The organism is Teichococcus globiformis (genome assembly GCF_042646265.1).
GTDB lineage: Bacteria > Pseudomonadota > Alphaproteobacteria > Acetobacterales > Acetobacteraceae > Pseudoroseomonas > Pseudoroseomonas globiformis.
Map to the genome: position 1 here is coordinate 73056 of NZ_JBHRTN010000009.1, position 25754 is coordinate 98809.

Consider the following 25754-nt stretch of genomic DNA (forward strand, 5'->3'; position numbering starts at 1 on the left):
TGAGGCATCAGTCGCTCCGTCGGCGTGTAGGGTCAAGCGCGGCACGCAGGGATTCACCCAGGGCGTTGAAAGCCAGGGCGGTGAAAAGAATGGCGAGGCCGGGCGCATACATTTGCTCGGGCGAAATCTCCATGTAGCCGTAGGAGCGCGCCAGCATTTGCCCCCAGCTCGGCTGCGGCGGCTGCACGCCAAGGCCCAGGAAGCTGAGACTCGCCTCTGCTAGCAAAGCTGTCGCCAGCAACAAGGTCACCTGAACGATGAAGGGCTGGATGGCATTGGGCAGGATGTGCCGGAGTACGATACGGACTGGCGACATACCGAAGGTGCGCGCCGCGTCCACGTACAGATCATTCTTCACCACGATCGTCTGAACGCGGATTAATCGTGCCAAACCTGGCGAGAAAACAATGCCGACTGCGATCATGCTGTTAGTTAGCCCGATGCCGAGTGCACCGGTCACGGCAATTGCGAGAACGATCGAGGGGAAGGACAGCAAGGCGTCGATGATGCGACCAGTCAGCCCATCCACCCAGCCGCCAAGATAACCCGCCATGACCCCAACCGGCAGCCCGATCAGCGTGCCCACTCCCACGGCCAGGAAGCTTGCATAGAGCGTCATTGGTGCGCCGTGGATCAAGCGGCTGAAGACGTCACGCCCCAGATCGTCGGTTCCAAGCCAGTGAATCGCACTCGGCGGGGCAAGCATGTCCATGCTCTGCGTAACCGGCGAATGCGATGCCACCACATTCGCAAAAAGCGAGAGGGAGAACAGCACCAGCAGATAGGTCAGGCTGACCGCTGCACGAAGGTCGGAGCGCAGCCAGGAAAATAGGCGCCGGAGTGCGGATGGAGAGCCGCCGGAGCGCAGGCTTTGCACGGTGACGCCCATCACCGGTTCACCCTGGGGTCGAGCAGCGAATAGAGGAGATCGATCAGCAAGTTCAGTCCTATGACAATCAGCACCAGTACGAAGACCACGCCCTGAACCACGGGAAAGTCCTTGTTAGTGGCGGCGGCCACAACTAGCGATCCAGTGCCCGGGATGGCGAAGACAGCCTCGATCGCCACCGTGGCGCCAAGCGCCCGGTTGAACACCAATCCAACGACGGTCAGCAGCGTCAGCGCCACGTTCTTCAAGCCGTGCTGCCACAGGATACGACCTTGGGAGAGGCCCTTGGCATGCAGCGTGCGCACATACTGCGACGAAAGCACTTCGATCAGCGCGCTGCGTAGCTGTCGGGTGATCTCGGCTATGCCACCAGTAGCCAAGGCTAGAGCCGGCAAGGCCGCGTGCGAAAGCGCACGCATCGGATCCTCCGTCAGCGGCGCTGCACCAGTGGTCGGGAACCATCCCAGTCCGAGAGCGAAGAAGCCTACCAGGATCATGCCCAGCCAGAAGTTCGGCACAGCCACACCCAGCGACGCGACGGTGGTAACAATGCGGTCCGTTATTCCATCCACCCGGGTGGCGGCGAGAATGCCGAGTGGAACACCGATAAGCACTGCCAGCACCAGTGCAAGCACGGCAATGAGCAAGGTATTAGGAAGCCGCCGCAACACTTCGTCCAGCACTGGCTGAGCAGTAATCAAGGAAGTGGAAAGGTCACCCTGGACCGCATGACTAAGCCAGATCAGGTATTGTTCCCAGACTGGCCGGTCCAGGCCGAGCATCCGGCGGATATCGGCTATTCGCTCCGCGGTCGCGTATTCTCCGGCAATCACCGCTGCGGGATCACCCGGAACAAGTTGCAGAAGGCCGAAGATCGCGACCGTGGCGAGGACGACAACCGGAACCACCTGCAGCAGACGGGAGCCGATGGTAAGCGCCTGACGCCTGGTCATGAAAGCGCCTCGGCCATGCGGTGCTTCACCGGAGCCGCCGGCAACGTGCCGGCGAAGTGGCAGGCGGCCCATTGCCCCGGCCGCACCTCCTGCCAATCCGGCTCTTCTTCCGCGCAACGTTCCTGAGCAAATCGGCAGCGCGTTCGGAAGCGGCAGCCAGAGGGGGGCGAGATAGGGCTGGGCAGTTCCCCGGTTAGCACCACCCGCCGTTCCGTCCGCATGTGAGAGGGCAGCGCCACCGGCTCGGCGGAAAGGAGCGCCTCGGTATAGGGATGCAGCGGCTTCCCGAGCACGGCTTCTGTTTCGCCCATCTCCACCAGACGGCCCAGATACATCACCGCGACACGGTCACTGATGTGGCCGACGACGCCAAGATTGTGGGTGATGAAGATGTAGGTCAGGCCAAACTCACGCTGTAGATCAGCGAGAAGGTTCAGGATATCGGCCTGGATCGAAACGTCGAGTGCCGCGACGGCCTCGTCGCAGACAATGACAGCGGGGCGTAGTGTCAAGACACGTGCGATGCACACCCGCTGCTTCTGCCCACCCGACAGTTCATGCGGGTAGCGCGCGGCGAACTCCCCTCCGAGTCCGACCCTTTCCATAGCTTGTAGCGCAATCCTTTCGCGTTCAGCCCGCGGTAGGGTGCCGGCGACGTCCAGAGGCTCCCGGATTGAGCGCAGAATGGTCATGCGGGGATCGAGTGCCGCGTTTGGGTCCTGAAATACCACCTGATAGTCACGGCGATGCCTTCGCAGCTGGCGGGACGACAAGGTCTGCGGATCCAGGCCGCGATGCAAAACTTGGCCCGCGGACGGCGTCTCCAGGCAAACCAGGCTGCGTCCAAGCGTCGTCTTGCCGGAGCCTGACTCGCCGATGATGCCAAACGTTTCGCCGGGCCAGACTTCGAGGCTCACGCCATCCACCGCTTTCAGCACAGTCTTGCGGGACAGGCGAAAATGGATGCCCAGGTCCCGCGCGGCCACCAGAGGTTCGGGTTCTGTCATGCCGCGTCCTCCGTCGCCAACACGCCGGGCAGGACGATGTCCTCCGCACGGCAGCAGCGCACCTCTGCCTGCACGGCTACAGGCCGTAAAGGCTGCGGCGCCGAGCATCCAGCCCGCGCATGCGTGCAGCGCGGTTCAAACCGACAACCTGACGGCATCTGCCCGCGCACCGGCACACGGCCCGGTATGGCGGGCAAGCGCCCCTTGCGCTGCGCAAGGGCTGGCAGTGAACGTAGCAGCCCGGAGCTGTAAGGGTGGCGCGGACGCAGCAGGATGTCATCCACCCGACCCTGCTCGACCACCTCGCCAGCATACATCGTCACCAGTCGTGAGCAGGTCTGCGATACCAAGCCCAGATCGTGAGTGATGAACAGCATCGCCATGCCCATGCGAGCGCAAAGCTCGCCAAGCACATCGACGATCTGCGCCTGCACGGTGACATCGAGCGCGGTGGTTGGCTCGTCGGCGATCAGCAACTGCGGCTCGCAGATCAGGGCAATGGCGATCATTGCACGTTGCCGCATGCCGCCGGAGAGCTGGTGAGGATAAGCATCGTAGCGCAGCGTCGGCTCTGGGATGCCGACGCGGCCCAACGCCTCGATGGCGCGGTTGCGGGCCTCAGCCCAGCTGACATCCTGGTGCGCTCGCAAGGTTTCGCTGATCTGGTGGCCGATGGTGAAGACCGGGTCCAGTGCGCTCATTGGCTCCTGGAAGATCATGCTGATGCGGCGCCCACGCAGGCGGCGCTTGGCGGCTGACGGCATGGTTACGAGATCCTGCCCCTGCAGCATGATCTGACCATCCAGCCGGCTGCTGCCGGGCGGCAGAAGGCCCATCAGCGCCAGCCCGGTGACGGTCTTGCCGCAGCCGCTCTCGCCCACCAGCCCGACCATCTCGCCCGGCGCCATGGCGAACGACACGTCACGAGTGACCTGCACCTCTCCGCGCCCGGTGCGGAAGAAGGCGCTCAACCCACGCACCTCCAGCAGAGGCTGTGCGATACCCTGATCCACTTCGCGCTCCTGGCCTTATTGGTTGGGAGGCCTGCGGCGGACCGCGGCCTCATCGACGTCGGTGCCCCAGCCGGGACGGTCCGGCACCACAAACTCGCCATTCTCAATGACCGGCTGGTGAGTGACGAACTCGCCCTTCCAGGGCACATCATCGATGTCCATTTCCATGATGCGGAGATTAGGCGTCGCAGCGGCGAAATGGGCGCTGATGTGATCCGCCAAGTGACCGTAGAAATTGTGTGGCGCGACGTTCACCTCGTAGGCTTCCGCCATCGAGGCCACCTTCATGGATTCCAGAAAGCCGTTCCAGATGATATCGATGATGGCAACATCCATCGCATAAGCATCCAGGAAGGGCCGGTAGCTACGGCGGCTATAGAGTGACTCGCCGCTGGCAATGGGAAAGCCTGCTTCTCTTCTCAGGAGAGCCAAGGCGGCAGGATCATAGGTATCCAGCTCCAGCCAGGCGAGGCGGTGCGGTTCCACCGTCCGCACCAACTGCAGATAGCCCTCCGTGCGAAAGTGGAAGTTGGCGTCGAGCATGATCTCGACATCGGGCCCCGTGCCGGCGCGCAGCGCCTCCAATTGGCGGTCGAGATCGCGCATCACCTGTGGTTGGGGATTCAGCGCGGGGAAGCCTGGCATTGTGCCGAAGCCGGGGCGGAAATTGGCGAGTTTGCCATCCTCCATCATCATGATGTTGGTCTTGAGTGCGCGGAAGCCGCGGCGTCGCACCTCCTCGCCTAGCCGGTGCATGTCCTCATAGTCTCGGAGCGGCGCCACGCCGATCATGTCCGGAAAGCGAACACGATAGCTGCCACAATGCGACCAGTAGACCGGCAGCCGGCTTCGCACCGCACCACCAAACAATGCATGCACCGGGACGCCCAGCGCCTTGCCCTTGATGTCGAGCAGGGCGTTGCAGATGGCTCCCATGGCATGCTGATTGATGCCGGACCAGGCCGGAACAGCGTGGGTGTAGAGCACCGCCATGATCCATTCGATGCGGAGCGGATCCATGCCGATCAGCCGCTCCGAGAGGCCGCGGATGGTTGCCGTCAGACCAAGATTACCGACATCCTCGCTATATTCTGACCATCCGATGATGCCGTCGCTGGTGGTGATCTTCAGGAAGGATGTGGTGCGCCAGCCAGCAGCGGCGTGCAGGTCTTCGATCTTCGCGATTTTCATGCTGCTCAGTCCGCCAGATGGATTTCGTTGAACTTGGGCTTGCCCAGCAAGTTGGGAACGTAGCCCCGCACATTGGGCGTGAAGACCTCGATTCCCGGCACAAAGGCCAGCTCGGCTGAGAGCGCGTGTTCGAGCGCGGCGCGTTCCAGCTTGGCAAAAGCGCGTTTGCGCCCCTCCTGGCTGCTCTCTGACTGCGACTCCACCTGGGCCTGCATCATCTCGGGCGGCGGAGGCACCTTGCCTGCGTTGTTGAAGCCATTCTCACCGTAGACGAGCAGGAAAGGCTGGCTGGGATCCGGTCGTCCGGTCCAGAGCGCCAGCAGCATGTCGCCTTCCCCCTGCACCATAAAGCGCTGATACATGTCGGCGCTTGAGCCCACCGTCATGTGGGCGCGGATGCCGGATTGCCGCAGTTGCTCGATGATGATCTCGTGCCGCTGCTGCGAGGCTTGGTCGGAATACCCGAAGAACCGAAGGTCCACGCCGTCGGGAAACCCAGCTTCCGACAGCAATATCCGTGCACGCGCAGGGTCGTGCTTATAGAATTCGTTGAGCGATTCGTCATGCGCCCAGTAGCCGGGTGGCAGCATGGTCTGCGCCGGCACACCGAGGCCCAGCAATGCGGCCTTGTTGAAGCCGTCACGATCCAGCGCATAATTAATCGCCTGTCGCACCCGCACATCGTTGAGCGGTGCGCGACGATAATTGAACAGCAGGTGGTAGTCGGCGATCGTCGGTGTGCTGCTGACGCGCACACGGCTAGCCATCCTGTCCGCCACGACCTTCTGCTGGGGGTTGAGGCGGTAGGCGAAGTTGGTTTCGCCGGCAAGCACGGCACGCAATCCCGTGTTCAGGTCGGTGATGATGCGGAAGTGGATGCCGTCGAGATGGGGCAGGCCTTCATTCCAGTATGCCTCATTGCGGGTCAGCACGACAGCGTCGTTGTCGTTCCAGCGCTCGAAGCGGAACGGGCCAGTGCCGACTGGGTTACGGTCATGCTGCCGCCCTTTTTCGACGATCGCCTTGGGCGAGCACATCATGCCGGCCCGATCGGCCAGGATCAGGGGAAGAGCCGTATCTGGCCGGTTCAGCCGCAGCGCCACCCGCGACGGGTCCAGCACCTCGACCGATTGGAGAGATTGCAGGTCCCCCTTCACCGCGGAGCGCTCATCCGTTCGCGCCCGGTCAAGGTTCACCTTCACGGCGGCGGCATCCATCCGGGTGCCGTCATGGAACAGCACTCCGGACCGCAGGGTAAGCACCAGGGTCGTGGGATTGCTGAATTCCCATGATGTGGCCAGGCCGGGGCGGGGTGCCAGCGTTCTCGGCTCAAAATCTACGAGCGTGTCGAATATGGGGTAGAGGACCATGTGGTCCGAGCCCAGCCCGCCGGTAACGGGATCGAGGGTGGAAGGATTGAACGGAGCCGACACCTTCAGCACTCCCCCTCTCCGTGGCTGGGCCTGGACTACGCGGGGTGCCGCCAGGAACGGGGCGGCAGTCAGGGCGCCGATGGTGGCGAGGGCTTGGCGTCGCTGCATGCGATCCTCCGGGTCCGGGGGTGTGCGTCAGGCGGCAAGGAAGACGTCGTTGAACTTCGGCTTGCCCAGCAGGTTCGGCGTGTAGTTGCGGACATCGGGCGAGAAGACTTCGATGCCGGGAACAAAGGCGAGTTCGCAGGACAAAGCATGTTCGAGCGCCGCCCGCTCCAGCTTCGCAAAGGCACGTTTGCGGCCTTCCTGGCTGCTCTCCGACTGAGCCTCTGCCTGCGCAGCCACCATCTCGGCCGGCGGCGGCACCTTGCCTGCGTTGTTGAAACCATTTTCGCCGTAGACGAGCAGGAAGGGCAGCGCCGGGTCGGGGCGCCCGGTCCACAGCGTCATGATCATGTCGCCTTCCTGTTGGATCATGAAGCGCTGATACATGTCGGCGTTCGAGCCCGCGGTCAGGCGCGCTCTGATCCCAACAGGACGCAGCTGCTCAATGATGATCTCGTGCCGCTGCTGCGAAGCCTGATCGGAATTACCGAAGAACTGGACATCTACGCCATTCGGCAGCCCCGCTTCCCGCAGCAGCGCCCGCGCACGGTCCGGATCATGGGTGTAGAAGTCGTTCAGCGATTCATCATGGGCCCAGTATCCGGGCGGCAGCATGGTCTGCGCCGGAACGCCCAAGCCGAGCAGCGCCGCGCGGTTGAAGGCTGCGCGGTCCACCGCATAATTGATGGCCCGTCGGACCCGCACGTCGTTGAGGGGCGCGCGGCGGTAGTTGAACACCAGGTGGTAGTCCGCAATGGTGGGCGTACTGGTAACCACGACCTTCGCACCCATGCGATCCGCCACGACCTTCTGCTGAGGGTTTAGCCGGTAGGCGCCGTGATTCTCGCCCGCGATGACCGATCGCAATCCGGTGTTGAGGTCGGTGATGACACGAAAGACAATGCCGTCGAGGTGCGGCAGGTCAGGGTTCCAGTAATCCTCATTCCTGCTGAGTTCCACGACATCGTTGTCCGCCCAGCGCCTGAACTTGAATGGGCCGGTGCCAACCGGCTCGCGATCATAGGGCCTGCCACGGGCGAAAGCCTGCGGAGAGGACATCATGCCGGCGCGATCAGCCAGGATCAGTGGTAGCGCGGTGTCTGGCCGGTGGAGATGCAAGGCCACACGGTCAGGCGCCAACACCTCCACCGAAGCAAGGGATTGAACATCGCCCCTCACGGAGGACCGCTCATCGCTGCGGGCGCGGTCAAGATTAGCCTTCACGGCGGCGGCGTCCATGGGCGTGCCGTCATGGAACCGGACGCCGGCACGCAGCGTCATGACCAGCGTCTTGGCGTCCGGATACTCCCAGGCGGTCGCGAGGCCTGGCTTCGGCGCCAGGGTCCCCGGCTCGAAATCGATCAGCGTGTCGAAGATGGGATAAAGGATCATGTGATCCGACCCTGCGCCGCCCGTGATCGGATCGAGGCTGGACGGATTAAAGGGGGCAGCCAGCCGGAGCGTACCGCCTTTACGGGGCTGCGGCTGTGCCGCGGCGTCTTGCTGATTCCCCGCCAGCAGCAAGCCTCCCGCGCCTGCAAGCAGTTGCCGACGACTTGGAAAGATGGCCGGCATGGTCAGTAGACCGCACCTTCCTGGATCGCTGTCCATCTTCGTTTCCCCCGGCCGTTCAATGAGGCCTAGCGCACTGCCAGGTTCATCCCGGTCTGGCGCCCAATCTTGATATTTGATATCATATATGATAGCAAATCATCTGGCGCAATACGATGCGACTATGGCCTCCTCGTGCGGCTAAGGTCACGCCTCGATGGCCGATGAAGGGTTTTTGCTTATGGAGTCCGCGGTGTCCGGCGATGTTGCAAGCACGATGTCGGCGCGCATCGAGCGCGCGATCCGCAAAGACATCCTGAGTGGCGCAATCGCGCCAGGAGACCGCCTCCGGGTGGCCGAGCTGAGCACCCGCTACGGTGTCAGCCATATGCCAGTCCGTGATGCCCTCAGGCAGTTGGAGGGCGACCGCCTCGTCATCATCGAGTCCCATAAGGGTGCCGTGCTGCGTGGTGTGAACCGCAAATTCGTTGAGGACATGCACGATACGCGGCAGGCGATCGAGACGCTGCTGGTTCGCAATGCGACCGTCAAAGCTGCACTCAGCGACCTCGTCCGGCTGGAGCACTTGGCACGAGAATATGAACTGGCGGCGAAGCTGGAAGATCAGCCTGCGATGGTCGAGGCGAATCTGCGGTTACACCGCTTTATCGCTGTGCTGGGTGATAATCCCGAAGCAGCCAACATCCTGGATAGGGGTTGGGAACTGGTTATTGCGATCCGCAATCGCTTCGGCTTCGGTGAAAATCGTATCGCTGATATTGTTAGCCAACATCGGGCGCTTGTGTCTGCCATGAAGGCTCGGGACGTGCCCGGAGCTTTGGAGGCTGCCCGACTTCATTGTGAATCTGCGAAGAACGATCTTCTTTCTCGTATGGCAGAAGACAGCGCGGCGTAAGTCACCGCTCGCGATCGGTTGCGCTGGCCGATCAGGCTTTTCGTAAGTATATCGAGGAGGGTATCGCTTAGACAAGGTCGCGGCGCGGGCGATCCGCGCGTCGCGACACGTTGGACCATCCTCCGGGCGCGGCCGGCTTTCACCTGTGCGGGCATCGACTCGTTCCAGCATGGTGCCACGATCCCTGCACCGGGCCATCCTGACGATGGTGTCATTCGGAAGTAGCCTCCCCTCTGAGACCATTGTTCAAGATGGAGGATCCGCGTTGACCACCGATGCCGCACCGGGCTCGCCGAGCCCGATGACCCGGTGCATGGTGGCCATCATTCCCTGAGCAGGCGCGCCGGACACCATGGGATCGAGCCCTCCAACCTTCGGGCTCTCTCCGTTATCCCTATCGCGCCGAGGCCGTTCTGATCAGCGTCTGATCAGCGAAGCACGAGGCGATGGCCAATCTGCGCTCTGAATGGTCAAGTCCGCTCCCCTACGGAACAGAAGCGGCTCCCTCGGGTGATCGCTGACTGCAGGTCAACCCTGAAGGCCGATCTCCGAGAAGTCGGTCCTGTGACAAGTCACTCTCGCGGAGTTTATTCCTTAAGCGCTCGTTGTCCGCCCGCAGGGCAGCCAGCTCGTGGCGTACGGGCGAGAGTATCTCCTCCAGTTCAGCCTGGGTGAAGCGCGGCGTGATGTGCTGCGGGCAGTTCCAGTCGAAAGCTTCCACCGTGATCAGCACGGCCCGCTCCACCCGAGCTGGATAGCCTGACACCGCGAGGCGCTCCGCAAGGGCCGGATCGTCTTGGGCGCTGACGACATGCATCCTGCCGAAGAGCTTCAGGCGCCGCCGATGCGCGTAGTCCATCAGGAACAGCGAGACCCGCTCGTTGGCCTGGACGTTGCCGACCGTGAGGTACTGCCGGTTGCCCCGGAGATCGGCATAACCCAGTGTCCGGTCGTCAACGACCTTCAGGAACCCTGCCGGCCCGCCGCGAAACTGGACGTAGGGCCAGCCGGTCTCGGACACGCTGGCCAGATAGAAGCCGTCACGCTCAGCGATGAACTGCCGTTCCGCGCGACCAAGGCGCTCGTTAAGAGCCGTTTCATCGGGAAAGCCATCGCCCACGCCTGACCACTGGGCCGCGCCGCCGTACTGGCTGCGCGCCGCCCTGACCGATGGCGTCGAGGCGATCTCAAGGTACTTGTGGCGCATCTCGTCCTCCTTCGATGGTCCGGGCGCCGCGATGACAGGCACCCGGCACCATGTCACACCTGGAAGGCCCAGTCGGCCGGCTGCCAGCGGAGACTTCCCCGGTCGGACACGATGCGGCCCAGTCCCGGAAAGGGCATGTGGGTCGCGGCGATCAGGGCACCTTGCTCCGCGGCGCGCGGGAAGAACCTGGCCCGCATCGCCTGCGCCGCCGCGTGGTCCTGCTCGAGCAGGAAGTTCGCGTCGATCGCAGACGGATGCACCACCGGGAACAGCATGTCGGACACCATGATAAGGCTTTGCCCGGCATCCTCGATCCGCACCCCGATATGCCCGGGTGTGTGGCCGGTGAGGTCCACGACCGACACGCCGCGGCTGATCTGGCGCTGGCCGTCGATCGCCTGCAACCGCGGATAAAGGCGCACCACCTCCCGGGAAAGCCGGAAGCTGGGCTGGAGATAGTCCGGGGCGGCGCCCTGTTTGGCCGCGTCGGTCCAGTGGCCGACGTCGCGCCGGTCGATATAGAGTTCGGCGTTCGGGAAGTTGTTCCGGCCATCCGTCACCAGCCCGCCGATATGGTCCTGGTGCATGTGGGTGACGATGACCGCATCGATCTGGTCACGGCGGAGGCCGAGGGCGGCGAGTGCCTGCGGCAGCATCCCCGATTGGCCGAGCGTTCCGGCAGGGCCGGCATCGACCAGGATGCGGCGGTCGCCATCCTCGATCAGGTACTGGTTGAACAAGAAGCGGACCCCGCTGGGCCGCGCCATGAACTGGGCCTGCGCGGCTTGTTCGACCTGCTCGACGCTGCGGCCCGGGAAGAAGCTGTAGGGCATGTCCGCATAGCCATCCGGAAGGGCGGTAACCGTGAAGCGGCCAATCTTGACCTGTGCCAATGGCGGAGCAGAGCTGGCCACTGACGCCGCACTCGTGTTTGAAGTGAGGAACGACAAGGCGCCGGCGCCGAGGGCGCCGAGCGCGAGGGCGCGGCGGGACAGATCAATCATGGTGTCCTCCTTTCGAGCATGCCTGGGGCCGAAGCGGCTCTGCGGCAGGGGCCCTCTGTCTGATCGAAGAAGTATTCCTCTCGCTATTGAACTGGTATCCCGTGATTTCGGAAGCATACCTCCCGATTTCTGAGAGGCTGGATGGACCGGTTCGAAGCGATGCAGGTGCTCTTGGCGGTGGTTGAAGAGGGCACCCTCTCGGCTGCCTCGCGGCGCCTGCGAACGCCGCTCGCGACGGTCAGCCGAAAGGTGGCCGATCTGGAACGGCACCTCGGAACCCAGCTGCTGGTCCGCACCAGCCGCCGGGCAGAGCTAACGGATGCCGGGCGGGCTTACGCCGCCTCGGCCAGGCGCATCCTGGATCAGCTGCAGGAAGCGGAGCGAGATGCTGCTGGCGAGTACAAGACACCCCGCGGCGAATTGCACATGACAGCGCCGACCATGTTCGGCCAGCGGCACCTCCTGCCCGTCGCGCTGGGCTTCCTCGCAGAGCAGCCGGAGATCACGTTGCGGCTGGGGCTGATGGACCGACAGATCAGCCTGGTGGACGAGCATGTCGACCTTGCCCTGCGCATCGGACACCTCGAGGACAGCAGCCTCGTTGCCACGCGTGTGGGAACCGTGCAGCGGGTCATCTGCGCCTCGCCGGGCTATCTCGCGCGACGAGGCGTACCACGAATGCCCAAGGATCTGGCGCAGCATGACGGCATCAGCTTCCAGGGCTTCTCCGCATCTCCGGAATGGCGTTACCGCCGCGACAATGCCGCCCTGGCGGTCGAGCCATCCCCCAGGCTTGCGGTGAACACGACAGAGGCGGCGATCAGGGCGGCCGCGGCCGATTTCGGGATCATCCGCGTGCTGTCCTACCAGGTCGCAGACGAGCTCCGGAGCGGACAGCTTCAGGCGCTCCTGGTGGAGTTCACACCCGAACCGATGCCGGTAAACCTCGTTTATCCGGCCGCTGAACTCCTGCCGCTGAAGGTCCGCAGCTTCCTGGACTGGAGTGTGCCGCGCCTGCGGACTCGGATGGCCGAACTCTAGCAAACACATCGTTGATGGTCTGGACCACAAGGTTTGGGAGGTGGTGCGGTAACGAAACTAACGGTTTCAATGCCCCTCTTATCCAGCCGGTCGGGGTCTTCGGATGCCTCCTTTTGTCCGCAATCTGCAACACTCAGGGCCGCTGCTTTCCTCGGCAAGCATGAAGCATTTCCTTGCCTGACCTCCTGCCTTCAGCCTTTCTGATTCAGTAATCCGGGCGCCTCGGGCAACTTCGAGGAGATGTCGCGATGCTCCTCCAATCGATCCACTACACTGCGGTTTTGCCGACCAGGAGGCTTGATGAGAGCCTAAATGCCCGCAGCGGCCGGCACCGTGCATCAGCCGTCTGCCCGGCGCGGGATATTGCCACCGGACGGATCCTGAGCCATCGCCGTCCTATTGATGGCCTGCAGTCGCGGAAGACCGCCGCCGTCTCGATCGGGGCCGCTGCCCCAGTCGGTCCAGCGCATCGGCATGGGTTCGCCCCCAATTGTAGAGCATCTCGATCGGCTCGATGAACTCGCGGCCGAGCGCCGTTAGGCTGTACTCCACTCGCGGCGGCACGACGTCGAACACGCGCCGTGACAGCAGCCCGTCCCGCTCCATCTCGCGAAGCGTCTGGGTCAGCATCTTCTTGCTGATGCCGGGAATGCTGCGTTGCAGTTCCCCGGTGCGGCAGCAACCGGCATGCAAGGCGTGCAGCGCGTGCAACACCATGCTCGTCCACTTGCTGCTGAATAGCTCCAGCACCCGCCGTGGGGCGCAGTCTTCCTCGTGGATGGCAAGGTCCGGCTCTCGCATCTATGGGCACCTCAAGGTGACTATGTCCCTCAAAGGTGCCTTCTAGCCCCACCCGCCCGGGCTGCCTAACTCTCTCCTGAGACGGACAGGAGGCTCGGAATGGTGGGTTCAGCACTGATCGCAGGGGTAAGCGGCATCGTAGGTAACAACCTGGCCCGACACCTGATCGGCCATGGCTGGGAGGTAAGCGGCCTCGCCCGGCGCCCGCCGGGCGATATCGAGGGGCTGCGCCCCGTCGCGGCGGACCTGCTCGACCCTGCGGGGCTCCAGGCCGCGCTTGCCGAGCACCGCCCATCCCATGTCTTCATCACCACCTGGATGCGGCAGGCAACGGAGGCGGAGAACATTCGGGTGAATGCCGCCATGGTCCGCAACTTGTTGGGTGCGCTGCGGCCCGGCCGTAGCGTCCGGCATGTCGCGCTTGTTACCGGGCTGAAGCACTATCTCGGACCATTCGAGAGCTACGGAAAAGGCAGCCTGCCCGCGACGCCCTTCCGGGAGGAGCAGCCGCGTCTCGACATTGAGAACTTCTACTACGCCCAGGAGGATGAGGTCTTCGCGGCCGCCGCACAGGACGGCTTCGGCTGGAGCGTGCACCGGCCGCACACCATCATCGGCTATGCACTTGGCAATGCCATGAACATGGGGGTCACCCTGGCCACCTATGCCACGCTTTGCCGTGAGACTGGCCGCCCCTTCCTCTTCCCAGGCTCTGCCGCGCAGTGGAACGGGCTGACGGATATGACCGATGCACGGCTGCTGGCGCGCCACCTGGAATGGGCCGCGACCACCGAAGCCGCGCGGGACCAGGCCTTCAATGTGGTGAACGGTGATGTCTTCCGATGGAACTGGATGTGGAGCCGTATTGCTGACTGGTTCGGCCTGCCGTCCGCTCCCTTTCCTGGCGAGGGCATCCCCCTTGAGCAGCAATTGGCGGACGCGGTTCCGGTTTGGCGCCAAATCGCCGAACGGCACCGTCTCGCCGAGCCTGATCTGGGCTGCTTGGCTTCGGCCTGGCACACAGATGCCGACCTGGGCCGCCCGATCGAGGTTGTCACCGATATGAGCAAGAGCCGCAGGTTGGGGTTCCTTGACTATCAAGCGACGGATGCCGCTTTCTTCGACCTGTTCGACAGGCTGCGGCAGGCCCGGATCATTCCCTGATCCGTGTTGGCGCATCGGCGTGATCCCGGCTACCGCCAGCGGAAGCTAAACTCGATTGGCGATTGCCGCGAAGCGTCAGTCGGGCAAGCTGTCCTATAGGTGTCCCTGACCTTCACGATGAGCCAGAAGGCAGCGGAACTAATGCCGGGCGTCCTGTATCCAGCGGGCAGCCAGATCGCCGCAGTTCCTTCAGGCTGAACTTGCCGGCCGGCGGCGGCCCGCCCCATTGGCCGCAGGACGTGGCCCGGCGCTGGCCCTGATGGGGGAAGACGATCCCGCTGTGAAGGCATCCAGACCCCCTGTCTCCAGCACCTGGGCCACACAGCCGTCGATGTGGCGGCGCAGGAGCTCGCAAGCCGTAGGAGCGTCACGAGCCAGTGCGGCATCAAGCAGATTACGGTGCTCGTCGGCGGCCACCTCCCCTCGGAACACCACGGCAACCATCTGGTACCGTAGGTAGCGGTCATAGGCCGCGGTGTGCGCTTTCAGCAGGGTACTGGACCCGCAGGCGTCGATCAGGGCGTGATGGAACTCCCAATCGTAGCGCTTCCAGAGGGCAGCGTCGGCGGGCTTGCCTGCCAGCAGGTTTCGCTCCAGCGCGGCGAGCTTATGGTGCGCCGACACGACGCCGCCTTCCCAATCCAGACCGCCAGCCGCGAAGGATTGTTCCAGCGCGTGCGTTTCCAGTAACAAGCGCAGCGCGGCGACCTCCTGCAGTTCCGCAGCCGAGACGGCGGCCACCTCGAAGCCGCGCTGACCTTCCGCCATCACCAGATCCTCCGAAGCCAAGCGACTCAGCAATTCCCGCAAGGTGCTGATGCTGGCGCCATAAGTTTCGCGCATCCGGTCCAGGCCGAGCCGCTGCCCTGGTGCCAGACGGCCAAAGATGATGTCCGAACGGATACGGCGATAGGCGGCTTCGCCGACCGAACTGTCGTCCATGGTGTCTCCGGAGCAGGGGTCGCTTGCAGGTGCATAGCGTTCCATGTGCGAGAACCGCGGTCAAACATCATGTGAATGCGCGATCGTCAGATGATTTTGCGTATAGCCGTTGACTCGGCTTCGTTCCTAGGTCGAGATGAGGCCGGACAGAGGGGAACCGACATCGTGCATCCTTCGAGCCGAGCCGGGGCCAAGCCCCGGTGAGCCGCATTATCCACGTCCTGAACGGCCCTAATCTGAACCGCCTCGGGAAGCGCGAGCCGGAGATCTATGGACACACCACGCTGGCGGAGGTGGAGGCGCTTTGCCACGAGGTCGCGGGCGCTGACACCGTCTTCTTCCGACAAACCAACTGGGAAGGTCAGCTGGTGGACTGGATCCACGAGGCAACGGATGGCGATGCCGCGGGGATCGTCATCAACCCCGCCGGGCTGACCTTCACGTCCATCCCGGTACTCGACGCGCTGAAGATGTTCGGCCGCCCCATCATCGAGCTGCACATCTCGAACATTCACCGGCGGGAAGCGATCTACCATCGCTCGCTTGTGTCGACCGTGGCTACGGCCGTCATCGCCGGGCTGGGGTCCCGTGGCTACGCGACCGCCATCCGCTCCATGCAAGACCTTCTCGGCTGAGAATCTCTCCAAGACGGGTCCGCACTGCACTCCAGCCACATCAAGAACAACAAGCATCAATCGGGGAGAACGCGATGCAAGAGGATGCAAATGAGGCGGTGCTTCTGCACCGACGCACACTGCTGACAGGTCTGGCCGGGATCGGCACCCTGCCAATCATCGGCAGCGACGTCGCCCAAGCCCAGGGTCAGAGCTATCCGGACCGGGTAGTCACGGTCATCGTGCCGTTCGCGCCGGGTGGCTCGACCGACTTCGTGGCGCGCCTGCTCGCGCAGCATCTTTCAAACAGGCTGAGCGGCAATTTCGTTGTGGAGAATCGCGCAGGCGGCAGTGGGACGCTTGGCCATGGTGCGGTGGCTCGCGCACGCCCGGACGGCTACACCCTTGGCGTCTCGCCAACCGGTACCTTCGCCTTGGCACCATTCCTGTTCGACAAGCTGCCCTATGACAGCGACAAGGGCTTTGCTCCGATCAGTTTGCTGGCAGGCAACGCAATGTTCGTCTGCGTGCACTCATCCAGTGCCATCAAGACGTATGCCGACTTGATTGCGGCCGCCAAAGCGCAGCCGGGCAAGCTCACCTACGCGTCGGCCGGTGCGGGTACGATCGCGCATCTTGCGCCCGAGCTGATGCTGGACATGTCCGGCGCGGAGATGCTGCATGTTGCGTATCGCTCCGGAGGGCTCCAGGTGCAGGCGGTGATCGGGCAGGAGGCAAGCCTAGGATTCATCGATACCGTGACGGCCATTCCCCACATCCAGTCCGGCGTGTTGCGCGCGCTTGCCGTAACCAGTGTCGGACGCAGTCCGCAAATCCCGCAAGTGCCGACGCTCGCCGAATGTGGACTGGCGGGCTACCGCGCCACCAATGATTTCGGCTTCTTCGCACCCGCCGGCACACCGCCGGAGATTGTACGGCAGCTCTCCACCGCAGCCCGTGAGATCCTGATGATGCCCGAGGTGAAGGCACGCCTCGACGTTGCCTCCATCGACATCTACGCGGGTACGTCGGAGGCTTTCCCGCCCTACCAGGCGGAAGAGGCGCGGCGTTGGGGCGACTTGATCCGTCGCCGCAACATCAAGATGGAATAGGTGATCGGGACAGGAGGAACGCATCATGAGCGCGGCGATGCTTGCCATCTGGAGTGACGTGACACATGCGCAGGAAACAGATTATCTGCACTGGCTGACACGCGAGCACACGGCAGAGCGGGTAGGCATCCCCGGCTTCGAGGCGGTGCGCGTGTTCCGCGCGAACCTGCCAGAAGTCTGCCGCTATCTGATCCTCTACGACCTAGCGGCACCTTCGGTGCTCACCAGCCCAGACTACCTGGCCCGGTTAAACGCTCCAACGCCCTGGTCGCAACGTATCATGCCGATGCTGCGGAACTTTGCCCGTGGCGGAGGATTGGTGCGAACCGTCCGCGGCTCTGGCTGCGGCGCTCACCTGCTGCCACTCCGCCTCGGGAAAGCATTTGGCGACGCCGAACCTTTGCTGGAGAAGCTGGGGGCCGAGGACCGGGTCTGCGCCATCCGCCTGCTAGAAGTTGACCAGGAGGGCTCCGGGGTGCCGACCAACGAGAAGGCCCTGCGTGGCGGCGATGCGAGCTTCCCCGCTCTCCTTCTGATCGAGGCAACGGATGATGCCGCACTTCGTCACGTCATGTCACGACATCGGCGGTCTCTCGCCCGCCTCGGCGCCGACAATGAGAACCCTGCCCTCTACGCTTCGGCATTCTCGCTTCGGCAGGTGGAACTGCGGGCGGAAGAACCGCATGCTTCAATGTCGGACACCTGTCTCCCTCGCCTATCATGATGTGCTCAGGACGCAGCCCCAACTGCTTCGGCACCCCCTCTCCGCAGTTCGGGACGCAAGCGCCACGAGGCCATTCCTGACGCCATCGGCGAGTGTCATCCGCCGCATTTGACACGGCTTGGTTCAGGCGCTTCCTGCGTCGGCTCGGGCCTGGCCGCCTTCTAGAAGCGGTCTGGCGCCTACGGCCGAGCCTTGCCGGGTTCCATGGCCAGCGCCTCTCGGCAAGGGATCTGACTTGCGGTGTCGCGGCTTCACGGTCGACCTCTGGGCAGATGCCGCGCTGACATCCCCAGCCCGCACGAGGCTTGCCTATAACCTCATCCGCCTGAATCAGATCCGCAGGTTCTGCCAAGTGCCTTGAGCAGGCCCTTTGCGGGCAGACCCACTTCTGGCAGCTTCATGAGTACAGCGGCAGGATCCTTCCAAGGCCGGCGAGAGGAGCTTGATGTTGGTGGATCGCTTCCAGACGATGTCGCACCATCCGGACGGCAGCACGGCACCGGCGTTGCCGGAGACAGGGTTTGTCGAGCTGAACGCAGCCACGCTTGGCCTGGAGCATGGCCGGATTTCCTTCATGGAAGCAGGTGAAGGGCCTGAGACCGTGGTGCTTCTGCATGGGATCGGTGCCAATAGTACAGGATGGCGCTTTGTCCTGCCCGCACTGGCCAGCCGGGCGCGCGTGATCGCCTGGAACGCGCCAGGCTACTGGCTTTCCGCCGACTTCGCGGCCGACGCCCCCGTCGCGACGGACTACGCGCGGGTGCTCGTGGCGATGCTGGATAGGCTGGGCATCGCACGCACGCACCTTGTCGGTTCCTCCTTTGGATCGCTGGTGGCCATGGTGGCGGCGGCGGAGCATTCCGAGCGTGTGGGGCGACTGGCGCTGATCGGCACGTCCCGGGGACAGCGCTGGAAACCGCAGGCGGAGCGCGCCCGGATGCTGGCGATGCGACAGGCCAGCATGGCGGCGGGCGGCATGGCTCTGGCACGCGAGCGATGGCAGAACCTCGTCGCCTCCGGTACATCGGAGATCGTGGCGGAATGGGTGCGGAAAACATTGGCCGCGACCCACGCCAAGGGAATGCTGCACGCAGCCCGCGCGAGCGACACGGCGGACACGATCGACTTCGCCCCTCGGATCACATCGCCGAGCCTGATCCTGGTGGGCAGCGAGGACCGGGTCAATCCCCCCGAGGTCAGCCGCATTCTGGCCGGCGCTATCCCCGGCGCCACCATGGTCGTGCAAGAGGGCGTGGGACACTTGCCGGAACTGGAAGCGCCGGCGGCCACGCTGGCAGTGCTGGAAAGGCATCTGTTCTGATGCGGCGCGACCCCGAAACTGCAAAGGGCCCTGCCCTGGCGCTTACGCGACGCGCCACCCTGGCATTGCCGTTCCTGGCATCGCCCGCCCGCGCACAGACGGCTTGGCCTTTGAAGCCGGTAAGGATTGTGGTGCCCTATCCGCCAGGTGGTGGCCTGGACACCCTGGCAAGGGTGTTGGCGGAGAGGCTGACACCGCGTTGGGGGCAGACGGTCACTGTGGAGAACCGGCCGGGCGGAGCGACCATCCCCGGCACGGATGCTGTGGCGAAGGCGGTACCGGACGGGTCCGTGCTGCTGATGACCTCGGATGCCTCGATCACGGCCAATCCGCACCTTCACGCGCAGCTGCCCTTCGACCCCATGAAGGATTTGGTGGCGGTGTCCTACCTGCTGGATGTGCACCAGATGGTGCTGATCCATCCTTCGGTACCGGCACACGACATGGCAGGGCTGGCTGTGGCAGCGCGGGCGCGGCCAGGGGCGCTGAACTACGGCTCCTACGGCCCCGGCAGCCAGCCCCACCTCCTCTTCGAGGCGCTGAAGGCACGCGAGGGATTGGAGATCGCGCAGGTGGTGTATCGCGGCCTGACGCCGGCCGTGCTGGCGACGGTGACAGGCGAGGTGCAGGGCACCTTGGCCGGCGTGGCCTCGGCGCGCGAGTTCCTGACGACGGGCGCGCTGCGGGCACTCGCCGTCGGCCGTCATACGCGCCTGCCGCAACTTCCGGAGGTGCCAACCCTGGCCGAGGCAGGATACCCTGAGATCGACCCTCGCACATGGTTCGGGCTTTTCGCCCCGAAGGGCACACCCGAGGCGCTGCTGTCACGCATCCAGGGGGATGTGGCCGCGGCGTTGGAGGAACCGATGATCCGGGACCGGCACCTGATTCCGAATGGCTACACCGTTCAGGCAGCCACCCCAGAGCAGTCGGCACGGATGGTGGCGGCGGACTTCGCAGCGAAGGCGGAGCTTGTCCGCATCTCGGGTGCAAGGTTGGATTAAACGGTGCCTCCGGCACGGCCGGTCGTCCGGCAACCGCCAGTACCGGCGGTTCAGCGGAACCTGCCTCTACTCATCATGCAGGACTACCGCACCTCGTGAACTTCCGATCCTGCCTGGGCCTGACCTCTCTCCAAGACATTCACTCGAATGCTGCACCTATCCGGGTCACAAGCCTGAGCATGGTTGCGAGATCCAGTCTCACCGGTTCCTCGCATCCGGGAGGCAGGGCGTGCTCGGCACGCTTTGCTGATGCCTTGGCCTGATCCAGCCTGGAGCCTGCTCGGTCCTGGCGCCATGTTCGTCTCGGCTGAGTGTCGCCGCACCGTCAGCGCGTGAGGCCAGGACGTGTCGCATCGCCGGCCAGGCCTGTCCGTGAACCCGGCAGCCTGCAGGGCCGCCAAGAGGGCGGGCCCGGAGGCTTCCGGTGCTGATGCCTTGGGCATCCCCAGGATCATGGCCTGCTCCTTCTCCGTGTCAGGGAGTGGGCAGCCGGTGCGCCGACAGCCCGCCGGGCACCACGACCGCGCCTTCCAGCCTCGGCAGGCGGCCCGCCAGTACCGCGATGATGCTTTCCGCCGCTCCGCAGGCCATGCCGGTCGCGCCGCGCGGTGTGTTGGCGGCCAGATGCGGCGTCGGCACCACGCGGGGGTGAGTGCGGAAGCGGCTGTCCGCCTCCAACGGTTCCTTGGCGAAGACATCCACCCCCGCCCAGCTGACTTGGCCGGAATCCAGCGCGGTCAGCAGTGCCTCCTGGTCCACGATGCCGCCACGGGCCGTGTGCACCAGGATGGCGCCCCTGGGCAGCATGGCCAGCTCGGCCGCGCCGATGAGGCCGCGGGTTTCAGCCTCCAGAGGGCAGTGCAGCGACAGCACCTCGGCGCGTCGCAGCAGGTCTGGCAGCAACGCGAAGCGCTCGCCAGGACCGGGCAGGGTGTCGCCGCGCAGGTAGGGGTCATAGGCCAGGACGCGCATGCCGAAGGCGTCGGCGTAACGCGCCACCTTGGAACCGATGGCGCCATAGCCGACGAGGCCCAGCGTCATGCCGTGAATGTCGCGCGTCATGCGGGAGGTCTTCTCCCACAGGCCTTCCCGCATGCCGCTGACCACGGACGGCATATCCTTCAGCATGAACAGCATGAGCGCCATGGCGTGCTCAGCCACGGAGCGGGCATTCGCCCCGGCGGCCCGCGTTACGGTCAAGCCGCGCGTCTTGGCCGCGGGGATGTCGATGCCGTCAATGCCGGCCCCATGCCGTGCGACGAGGCGCAGTTCCGGGGCCGCGGCGTCCATGACGGTGCCGTTGATGATGCCCTGGCGGTGCAGAATCGCCACGGGGTGCAACATGCCGATGGCAGCGAGGAGTTCCTCTTCGCTCGGGTAGCCGGTCGTGCAATGCACGGCGTAACCAGCTTCCTCCAGCATAGCGACGGCTTCCGGAGCCAGTCTGGCTGCGGAAACAAGGACGTTGGGCCGTGTTGTGGCAATGGGCATGGGACGATCTTCCAGGGCAGTTGGAATGAGTGTTGCTGGTAAGCGGTTCAGTCATTCCGTGGGTGACGCCCCCAGAGCGTCTTCAGCGAGGTCTCCACCCCCAGCATCATGGGACGGAACCCCCCCCCCAGCGAGCGAGTGAAGAGGCAGCGCCTGGCGTTCCGCGGCAGGTGAAGCCGTCGCGGCATCAGTCCATTCCTTTGTTGTCTGGCCGGGCTTTGTCTTCCTGGACGCAGGCGTGACTTCGTGGCGGCTAGCTAATCGAGGCCTTCGCAGCCTAGACGCCGCAAAGAGGCGTCCACCCAGGAGGCGTCATGCGTCCCGGCCTCAATGTTAGCGGCTTGTTTCTCCTCCGCCGCATGCTTCGCGCTGGCCGCAGCATGAATCACTTCCACCTCATCGAAGGGTACGCAAAGCAGGCCATCGTCATCGCCGAGAACGAGGTCGCCCGGCGCGATCACCATGCCGTCGATGGCGACAGGAACGTTGATCTCGCCGGGGCCGTCCTTGTAGGGGCCGCGGTGCGTCACGCCCGCCGCGAAGACGGGGAAGTTCTGCGCACGAATGGCGGCACTGTCGCGGATCGCGCCATTGATGACGATGCCGCCGAGCTTGCGCTTCGACATCTGCGCAAGCATCAACTCTCCGATCAGCGCGTTTGTAAGGTCCCCGCCTGCATCGACCACGATCACGTCGCCGGGCTCGGCCAACGCGATGGCCTTGTGGATCATCAGGTTGTCGCCGGGACGGGTCTTCACGGTCAGCGCCGCGCCGCTCATCACGGTGCCGCCGGGCGCCTGCATCGGGCGCAAACGGGCGCCGCCCGCCGTCATGCGCGCCATGACATCGCTCACGTTTGCAACAGGCAGGGTGCGGAACTGCTCGACCACCCTGGGCTCCACCTGTCGGCTGCGCCGGAAAACACGAAAACCATTGGCCAAGGCCGTCTTCCTTCCGGAACGGGCGCTGTTGGTGCGCCGCTTTGATTGACAGCGCCGCATTCCCGATGTCAGAACACATCGAAAAATGCAACGCCGTTTCGAAATACATGGTTCAGGAGAGGAAAAGCAAGTGTCAGGCACTTACACCTATTCGCTTTCCCGCCGCGCCCTGCTGGGTACTGGCCGGGCTGACGCTGGCGCGCCCGGCCTTCGCGCAGGACAGCTACCCTTCGCGCGCAGTGCGAGTGGTTGTGCCCTAGGCGCCCGGCGTAGCGGTGGACACACTGGCGCGGCGTCTGTCACAGAAGTTGTCGGAGCAGATGGACCAGGCCTTTGTGGTCGAGAACAAATCGGGCGCCACCGGCACCATTGGCGCCGCCGAGGCGGCCCGCGCGACGGGGGACGGCTACACGCTGCTCGCCATGGACAACACCTACGCCATGCTGCCCTACCTTTTCAGCCGCCTGCCCTTCGACTACGGGGCTGCCTTCCGTCCCGTGACGGTCACGGCCTTCTCCCCAATCCTGCTGGCGGTGAGCGAGAGGTCGCCCTACCCCGACCTCGCTTCTCTGATCGCGGCGGCGAAGAAGGAGCCGGAGAAGCTGACCTACGGAACCGGCGGAACAGGCAGCACGCCGCATCTCGCGATGCTCGCATTCGAGCGTGCGGCGGGCGTAAAGCTCTACCATGTCCCCTTCTGGGGCGCGGGCGAGGCGGTAATCGGTGTCCTCTCAGGCAACGTGGACCTGGTGATGATCTCGCCCGGGTCGGCGCTGGGCAACATCCGCGGCGGCCAGTTGCGGCCACTGGCTATCAGCGGAGCGCACCGCGTCGCGGCGCTGCCTGACCTGCCGACCTTCGCCGAGGCAGGATTGCCGGACTACAGCGTCATCAACTGGTCCGGCCTGGCTGCGCCGAAAGTTACGCCAGACGCCGTCGTCCAGCGCCTGCACCAGGAAGCCACCCGCGCCCTGGCTGCGCCGGACATGAAAGCCTTCATCGCCGAGTTGGGCTCGGAACCGGGGGGGATCGCCCCCGCCGAGTTCAGCCGGCTGATCCAGGAGGAAACGGCGCGCTGGCGCAAGGTCGCCGCCGCGGGCGGCGTCGAGAAGCAGTGAGGAACGGCCCATGAGCTTCTTTGCCCCGCCCCCTCGTCTGGAGACCGAGGTCTTCACCCGCTTGCCCGATCGCTTCCGGCAGGCCCGGCGCACGGCCTGGAGCGATGCCAACCGCGCTGGACGTCCCGTTGACAGTTTCCTGGAAGGTCCGTCCTTCGACCGGCAGGGCAGGCTCTACGTCACCGACATCCCCTTCGGCCGGATCTTCCGCATCTCGCCGGAAGGAGAATGGGAGCAGGTCGCCCAATACGACGGCTGGCCGAACGGGCTGAAGATCCACCGGGACGGGCGGATCTTCATCACAGACTACAAGCACGGGATCATGCTGCTGGATCCAAGCAGCGGCAGAGTCACGCCGTTCCTCGACACCGTACGGTCCGAGAGCTTCAAGGGCGTCAACGATCTGGTTTTCGGCCCAAGGGGCGAGCTCTACTTCACGGACCAAGGCCAGACGGGCCTGCAGGACCCGTCCGGCCGCGTGTACCGCCTCGGCACGGACGACCGGCTGGACTGCCTGATTGACACGGTGCCAAGCCCCAACGGCATCGTGGTGGCGCCGGATGGATCCTTCCTGCTTGTCGCGGTGACGCGGGCCAACCAGATCTGGCGCCTGCCGCTGCACAGCGATGGCAGCGTGACCAAGGCCAGCATCTTCTGTCACCTTCATGGCGGACCGAGCGGCCCCGATGGCTTGGCATTGGACGCCGAAGGCTGCCTGCTGGTCGCCCATACGGGCTTTAGCACGGTCTGGCGCCTGTCGCCTCGGGCGGAACCCCTAGCGCGCATCGCATCCTGCGCCGGATGGTCCACCACCAACCTGGCCTTTGGTGGCGCAGGGGGGCTTACCCTCTTCGTCACGGAGTCCGAAACCGGGTCGATCCTGCGGATCGTCCTGCCGCACCAGGACAGCCTCTCTACTCCCATGCCGGGTAAGGGGCACCTCATCGGCCGACTTGCTGGCGGCCCGCCTGGGCCGTAACGGTGCTGCATGACCACCCTGACCCGTCCCAAGGCATCCCTGGAGGGCGTCGCCTCTGCGGGCCGTGCCCTGACCCTGCTTTCCGCCTTCCGCAAGGGCGACGACGCCGTGTCCCTTGCTGAGCTCACAGCCCGAACGGGTCTTGTGAAGACCACGATCATGCGTCTGGCCATCTCGATGGAGGAGCACGGCTACCTCATCCGCCTGCCCGACGGCTCGTACCGGCTTGGCGCCGAGCTGTTCAGGCTCGGCTCAGTGTATCAGCAATCCTTCCGGGTCGAGGCGCATGTCATGCCGGCGCTCGAGAAGCTGGTAGCGGCAACGGGTGAGAGCGCCTCTTTCTACGTCCGCAGCGGGCAGCAGCGCCTCTGCCTCTACCGCGTCGACTCTCCGCATCCGCTGCGCCTGCATGTCCGGCAGGGTGACATGCGGCCCATGGATGACTCTGCCATCGCCCAGGTCCTCCGATTTTTCGAGACCATTCCCTTGTCCGCCGCAGCGGCCGCAACCCAGCTTCCCCTCTACACGGGCGGAGCCAGCGATCCTCACATTGCAGGCATGGCAACCCCGGTCTTTGGTCCCGGCGAGAGCTTTGCGGGAGCGCTTTGCCTGACAGGTCCGGTAACCCGCTTCGATCGGAAAGCCGCACAGGATGCCGCCGATATTCTGCTGCGTGTGGCCGCCGACCTGACACGTTCGCTCGGCGGTAGGCCTCAAGGGCCTCGTTAGCCGATCCCGAAGAGGGCACCCCAACGTCTCCTCAACACCGACTTCGCGGTGACTGCCATTCGTCCATCTTCTGCTCCGACGCCCATGCTGCGATGTCAGAGGCGATGGCGAGCCGTGGAAGTCCTCTTCCGATGGTGTCTTCCTCACCGAACCGCAGCAGAGCGCGTGACCTGAAGCCCACCAGGCGCCAGCGATCCAGAACAGTTCGACCCGGCGTCGGGGCAGCCAGTGGGAGGCAGGGGGCGGCGAGGCCGCAGAGCACCCAGCGGATGCGATGCTTCGGCGACAGCGGGGCGGCTCCGAAATCGGCGTCGCGTGTCAGCATCTCACCGATCGCCGCGTCCAGTTCGGCCGAGTCAAACGCCCGCCACCAGTCGGTTTTTACAGGCGAACCCGGTGCGGAGCGCTGCGCGCTGCCGCCGCACCCGAAGGAGGAGGGCGCGGCCGGGCACTGGACGCCGGGTCCGACAGCCCGCGAGCAGCACGAGGGCCACGCCGGGGCTG

At 64.6% G+C, this 25754-nt stretch carries 24 protein-coding genes; 11 read left to right on the forward strand and 13 right to left on the reverse strand.

The window, feature by feature from the left end:
• Positions 1 to 7 precede the first annotated feature (7 nt).
• The 7 genes from ACFOD4_RS10360 to ACFOD4_RS10390 are packed head-to-tail and all read right to left on the reverse strand — an operon-like array spanning position 8 to position 7983.
• Entirely contained in the window at positions 8 to 889 is an 882-nt protein-coding gene (locus tag ACFOD4_RS10360) for an ABC transporter permease (RefSeq protein WP_379596182.1), read from the reverse strand.
• Positions 889 to 1842: an ABC transporter permease gene (locus ACFOD4_RS10365; RefSeq protein ID WP_379596183.1), complete on the reverse strand. Its 954-nt coding sequence runs from the start codon at positions 1840 to 1842 to the stop codon at positions 889 to 891. Before ACFOD4_RS10365 ends, ACFOD4_RS10360 begins: the two co-directional genes overlap by 1 nt.
• Positions 1839 to 2849, reverse strand: a complete 1011-nt coding sequence (locus tag ACFOD4_RS10370) for an ABC transporter ATP-binding protein (protein ID WP_379596184.1) — start codon at positions 2847 to 2849, stop codon at positions 1839 to 1841. Before ACFOD4_RS10370 ends, ACFOD4_RS10365 begins: the two co-directional genes overlap by 4 nt.
• A complete protein-coding gene (locus ACFOD4_RS10375; protein WP_379596185.1) occupies positions 2846 to 3862 on the reverse strand; it encodes an ABC transporter ATP-binding protein in 1017 nt (338 codons plus the stop codon). The genes ACFOD4_RS10370 and ACFOD4_RS10375 overlap by 4 nt, the downstream gene beginning before the upstream one ends.
• A 15-nt stretch (positions 3863 to 3877) precedes the next feature.
• Positions 3878 to 5053: a mandelate racemase/muconate lactonizing enzyme family protein gene (locus ACFOD4_RS10380; RefSeq protein WP_379596187.1), complete on the reverse strand. Its 1176-nt coding sequence runs from the start codon at positions 5051 to 5053 to the stop codon at positions 3878 to 3880.
• A 5-nt stretch (positions 5054 to 5058) separates the two neighbouring features.
• Positions 5059 to 6594, reverse strand: coding sequence for an ABC transporter substrate-binding protein (locus ACFOD4_RS10385; protein ID WP_379596189.1), 1536 nt, complete (start codon positions 6592 to 6594; stop codon positions 5059 to 5061).
• Positions 6595 to 6621: 27 nt separating this feature from the next.
• Complete coding sequence (locus ACFOD4_RS10390; RefSeq protein WP_379596191.1) at positions 6622 to 7983, reverse strand: ABC transporter substrate-binding protein; 1362 nt, start codon at positions 7981 to 7983, stop codon at positions 6622 to 6624.
• A 376-nt stretch (positions 7984 to 8359) separates the two neighbouring features.
• Between ACFOD4_RS10390 and ACFOD4_RS10395 the strand changes: the two genes are divergently transcribed.
• Entirely contained in the window at positions 8360 to 9058 is a 699-nt protein-coding gene (locus ACFOD4_RS10395) for a GntR family transcriptional regulator (RefSeq protein WP_379596192.1), read from the forward strand.
• Between the two features lie 484 nt (positions 9059 to 9542).
• Here ACFOD4_RS10395 and ACFOD4_RS10400 read toward each other — a convergent pair whose 3' ends face one another.
• The gene (locus ACFOD4_RS10400) at positions 9543 to 10265 is read right to left on the reverse strand and encodes a pyridoxamine 5'-phosphate oxidase family protein (RefSeq protein ID WP_379596194.1); all 723 of its coding nucleotides are present in this window, start codon (positions 10263 to 10265) and stop codon (positions 9543 to 9545) included.
• Between the two features lie 53 nt (positions 10266 to 10318).
• Entirely contained in the window at positions 10319 to 11269 is a 951-nt protein-coding gene (locus tag ACFOD4_RS10405; protein WP_379596195.1) for an MBL fold metallo-hydrolase, read from the reverse strand.
• Between the two features lie 141 nt (positions 11270 to 11410).
• Between ACFOD4_RS10405 and ACFOD4_RS10410 the strand changes: the two genes are divergently transcribed.
• Positions 11411 to 12310, forward strand: coding sequence for a LysR family transcriptional regulator (locus ACFOD4_RS10410; protein WP_379596196.1), 900 nt, complete (start codon positions 11411 to 11413; stop codon positions 12308 to 12310).
• A gap of 396 nt (positions 12311 to 12706) precedes the next feature.
• On the opposite strand, the gene ACFOD4_RS10415 is transcribed toward ACFOD4_RS10410, so the two are convergent.
• Positions 12707 to 13111, reverse strand: coding sequence for a winged helix-turn-helix transcriptional regulator (locus tag ACFOD4_RS10415; protein WP_379596198.1), 405 nt, complete (start codon positions 13109 to 13111; stop codon positions 12707 to 12709).
• Positions 13112 to 13210: 99 nt separating this feature from the next.
• Between ACFOD4_RS10415 and ACFOD4_RS10420 the strand changes: the two genes are divergently transcribed.
• Positions 13211 to 14275, forward strand: a complete 1065-nt coding sequence (locus ACFOD4_RS10420; RefSeq protein ID WP_379596199.1) for an SDR family oxidoreductase — start codon at positions 13211 to 13213, stop codon at positions 14273 to 14275.
• A gap of 189 nt (positions 14276 to 14464) precedes the next feature.
• Here the strand turns inward: ACFOD4_RS10420 and ACFOD4_RS10425 are convergent, their stop codons facing one another.
• Positions 14465 to 15217 carry a GntR family transcriptional regulator gene (locus ACFOD4_RS10425; RefSeq protein WP_379596201.1) on the reverse strand — a complete coding sequence of 251 codons (753 nt, stop codon included), beginning with the start codon at positions 15215 to 15217 and terminating at the stop codon, positions 14465 to 14467.
• A 200-nt stretch (positions 15218 to 15417) separates the two neighbouring features.
• Between ACFOD4_RS10425 and ACFOD4_RS10430 the strand changes: the two genes are divergently transcribed.
• The 5 genes from ACFOD4_RS10430 (at position 15418) to ACFOD4_RS10450 (ending at position 19992) form a co-directional block, all read left to right on the forward strand.
• Positions 15418 to 15852 carry a type II 3-dehydroquinate dehydratase gene (locus ACFOD4_RS10430; protein ID WP_379596202.1) on the forward strand — a complete coding sequence of 145 codons (435 nt, stop codon included), beginning with the start codon at positions 15418 to 15420 and terminating at the stop codon, positions 15850 to 15852.
• Between the two features lie 74 nt (positions 15853 to 15926).
• Positions 15927 to 16943, forward strand: a complete 1017-nt coding sequence (locus ACFOD4_RS10435) for a Bug family tripartite tricarboxylate transporter substrate binding protein (RefSeq protein ID WP_379596203.1) — start codon at positions 15927 to 15929, stop codon at positions 16941 to 16943.
• A 25-nt stretch (positions 16944 to 16968) separates the two neighbouring features.
• On the forward strand, positions 16969 to 17667 hold the full coding sequence (locus tag ACFOD4_RS10440) for a hypothetical protein (RefSeq protein ID WP_379596204.1): 699 nt from the start codon (positions 16969 to 16971) through the stop codon (positions 17665 to 17667).
• A 445-nt stretch (positions 17668 to 18112) separates the two neighbouring features.
• Entirely contained in the window at positions 18113 to 18988 is an 876-nt protein-coding gene (locus tag ACFOD4_RS10445) for an alpha/beta fold hydrolase (RefSeq protein ID WP_379596206.1), read from the forward strand.
• Complete coding sequence (locus ACFOD4_RS10450; RefSeq protein ID WP_379596208.1) at positions 18988 to 19992, forward strand: Bug family tripartite tricarboxylate transporter substrate binding protein; 1005 nt, start codon at positions 18988 to 18990, stop codon at positions 19990 to 19992. Before ACFOD4_RS10445 ends, ACFOD4_RS10450 begins: the two co-directional genes overlap by 1 nt.
• Positions 19993 to 20466: 474 nt before the next feature.
• On the opposite strand, the gene ACFOD4_RS10455 is transcribed toward ACFOD4_RS10450, so the two are convergent.
• Positions 20467 to 21483 (reverse strand): hydroxyacid dehydrogenase, encoded by a 1017-nt coding sequence (locus ACFOD4_RS10455; protein WP_379596209.1) that lies wholly within the window; start codon positions 21481 to 21483, stop codon positions 20467 to 20469.
• 257 nt (positions 21484 to 21740) lie between these two features.
• Positions 21741 to 22424, reverse strand: coding sequence for an RraA family protein (locus ACFOD4_RS10460; RefSeq protein WP_379596210.1), 684 nt, complete (start codon positions 22422 to 22424; stop codon positions 21741 to 21743).
• A 275-nt stretch (positions 22425 to 22699) separates the two neighbouring features.
• Between ACFOD4_RS10460 and ACFOD4_RS10465 the strand changes: the two genes are divergently transcribed.
• Genes ACFOD4_RS10465 through ACFOD4_RS10475 form a run of 3 tightly spaced genes read left to right on the forward strand, consistent with a single transcriptional unit; the run spans position 22700 to position 25250 of the window.
• Complete coding sequence (locus tag ACFOD4_RS10465) at positions 22700 to 23542, forward strand: Bug family tripartite tricarboxylate transporter substrate binding protein (RefSeq protein ID WP_379596212.1); 843 nt, start codon at positions 22700 to 22702, stop codon at positions 23540 to 23542.
• Positions 23543 to 23552: 10 nt separating this feature from the next.
• Entirely contained in the window at positions 23553 to 24521 is a 969-nt protein-coding gene (locus tag ACFOD4_RS10470; protein ID WP_379596214.1) for an SMP-30/gluconolactonase/LRE family protein, read from the forward strand.
• A 9-nt stretch (positions 24522 to 24530) separates the two neighbouring features.
• Positions 24531 to 25250, forward strand: coding sequence for an IclR family transcriptional regulator (locus ACFOD4_RS10475; RefSeq protein ID WP_379596216.1), 720 nt, complete (start codon positions 24531 to 24533; stop codon positions 25248 to 25250).
• The last annotated feature ends 504 nt before the right edge of the window (positions 25251 to 25754 follow it).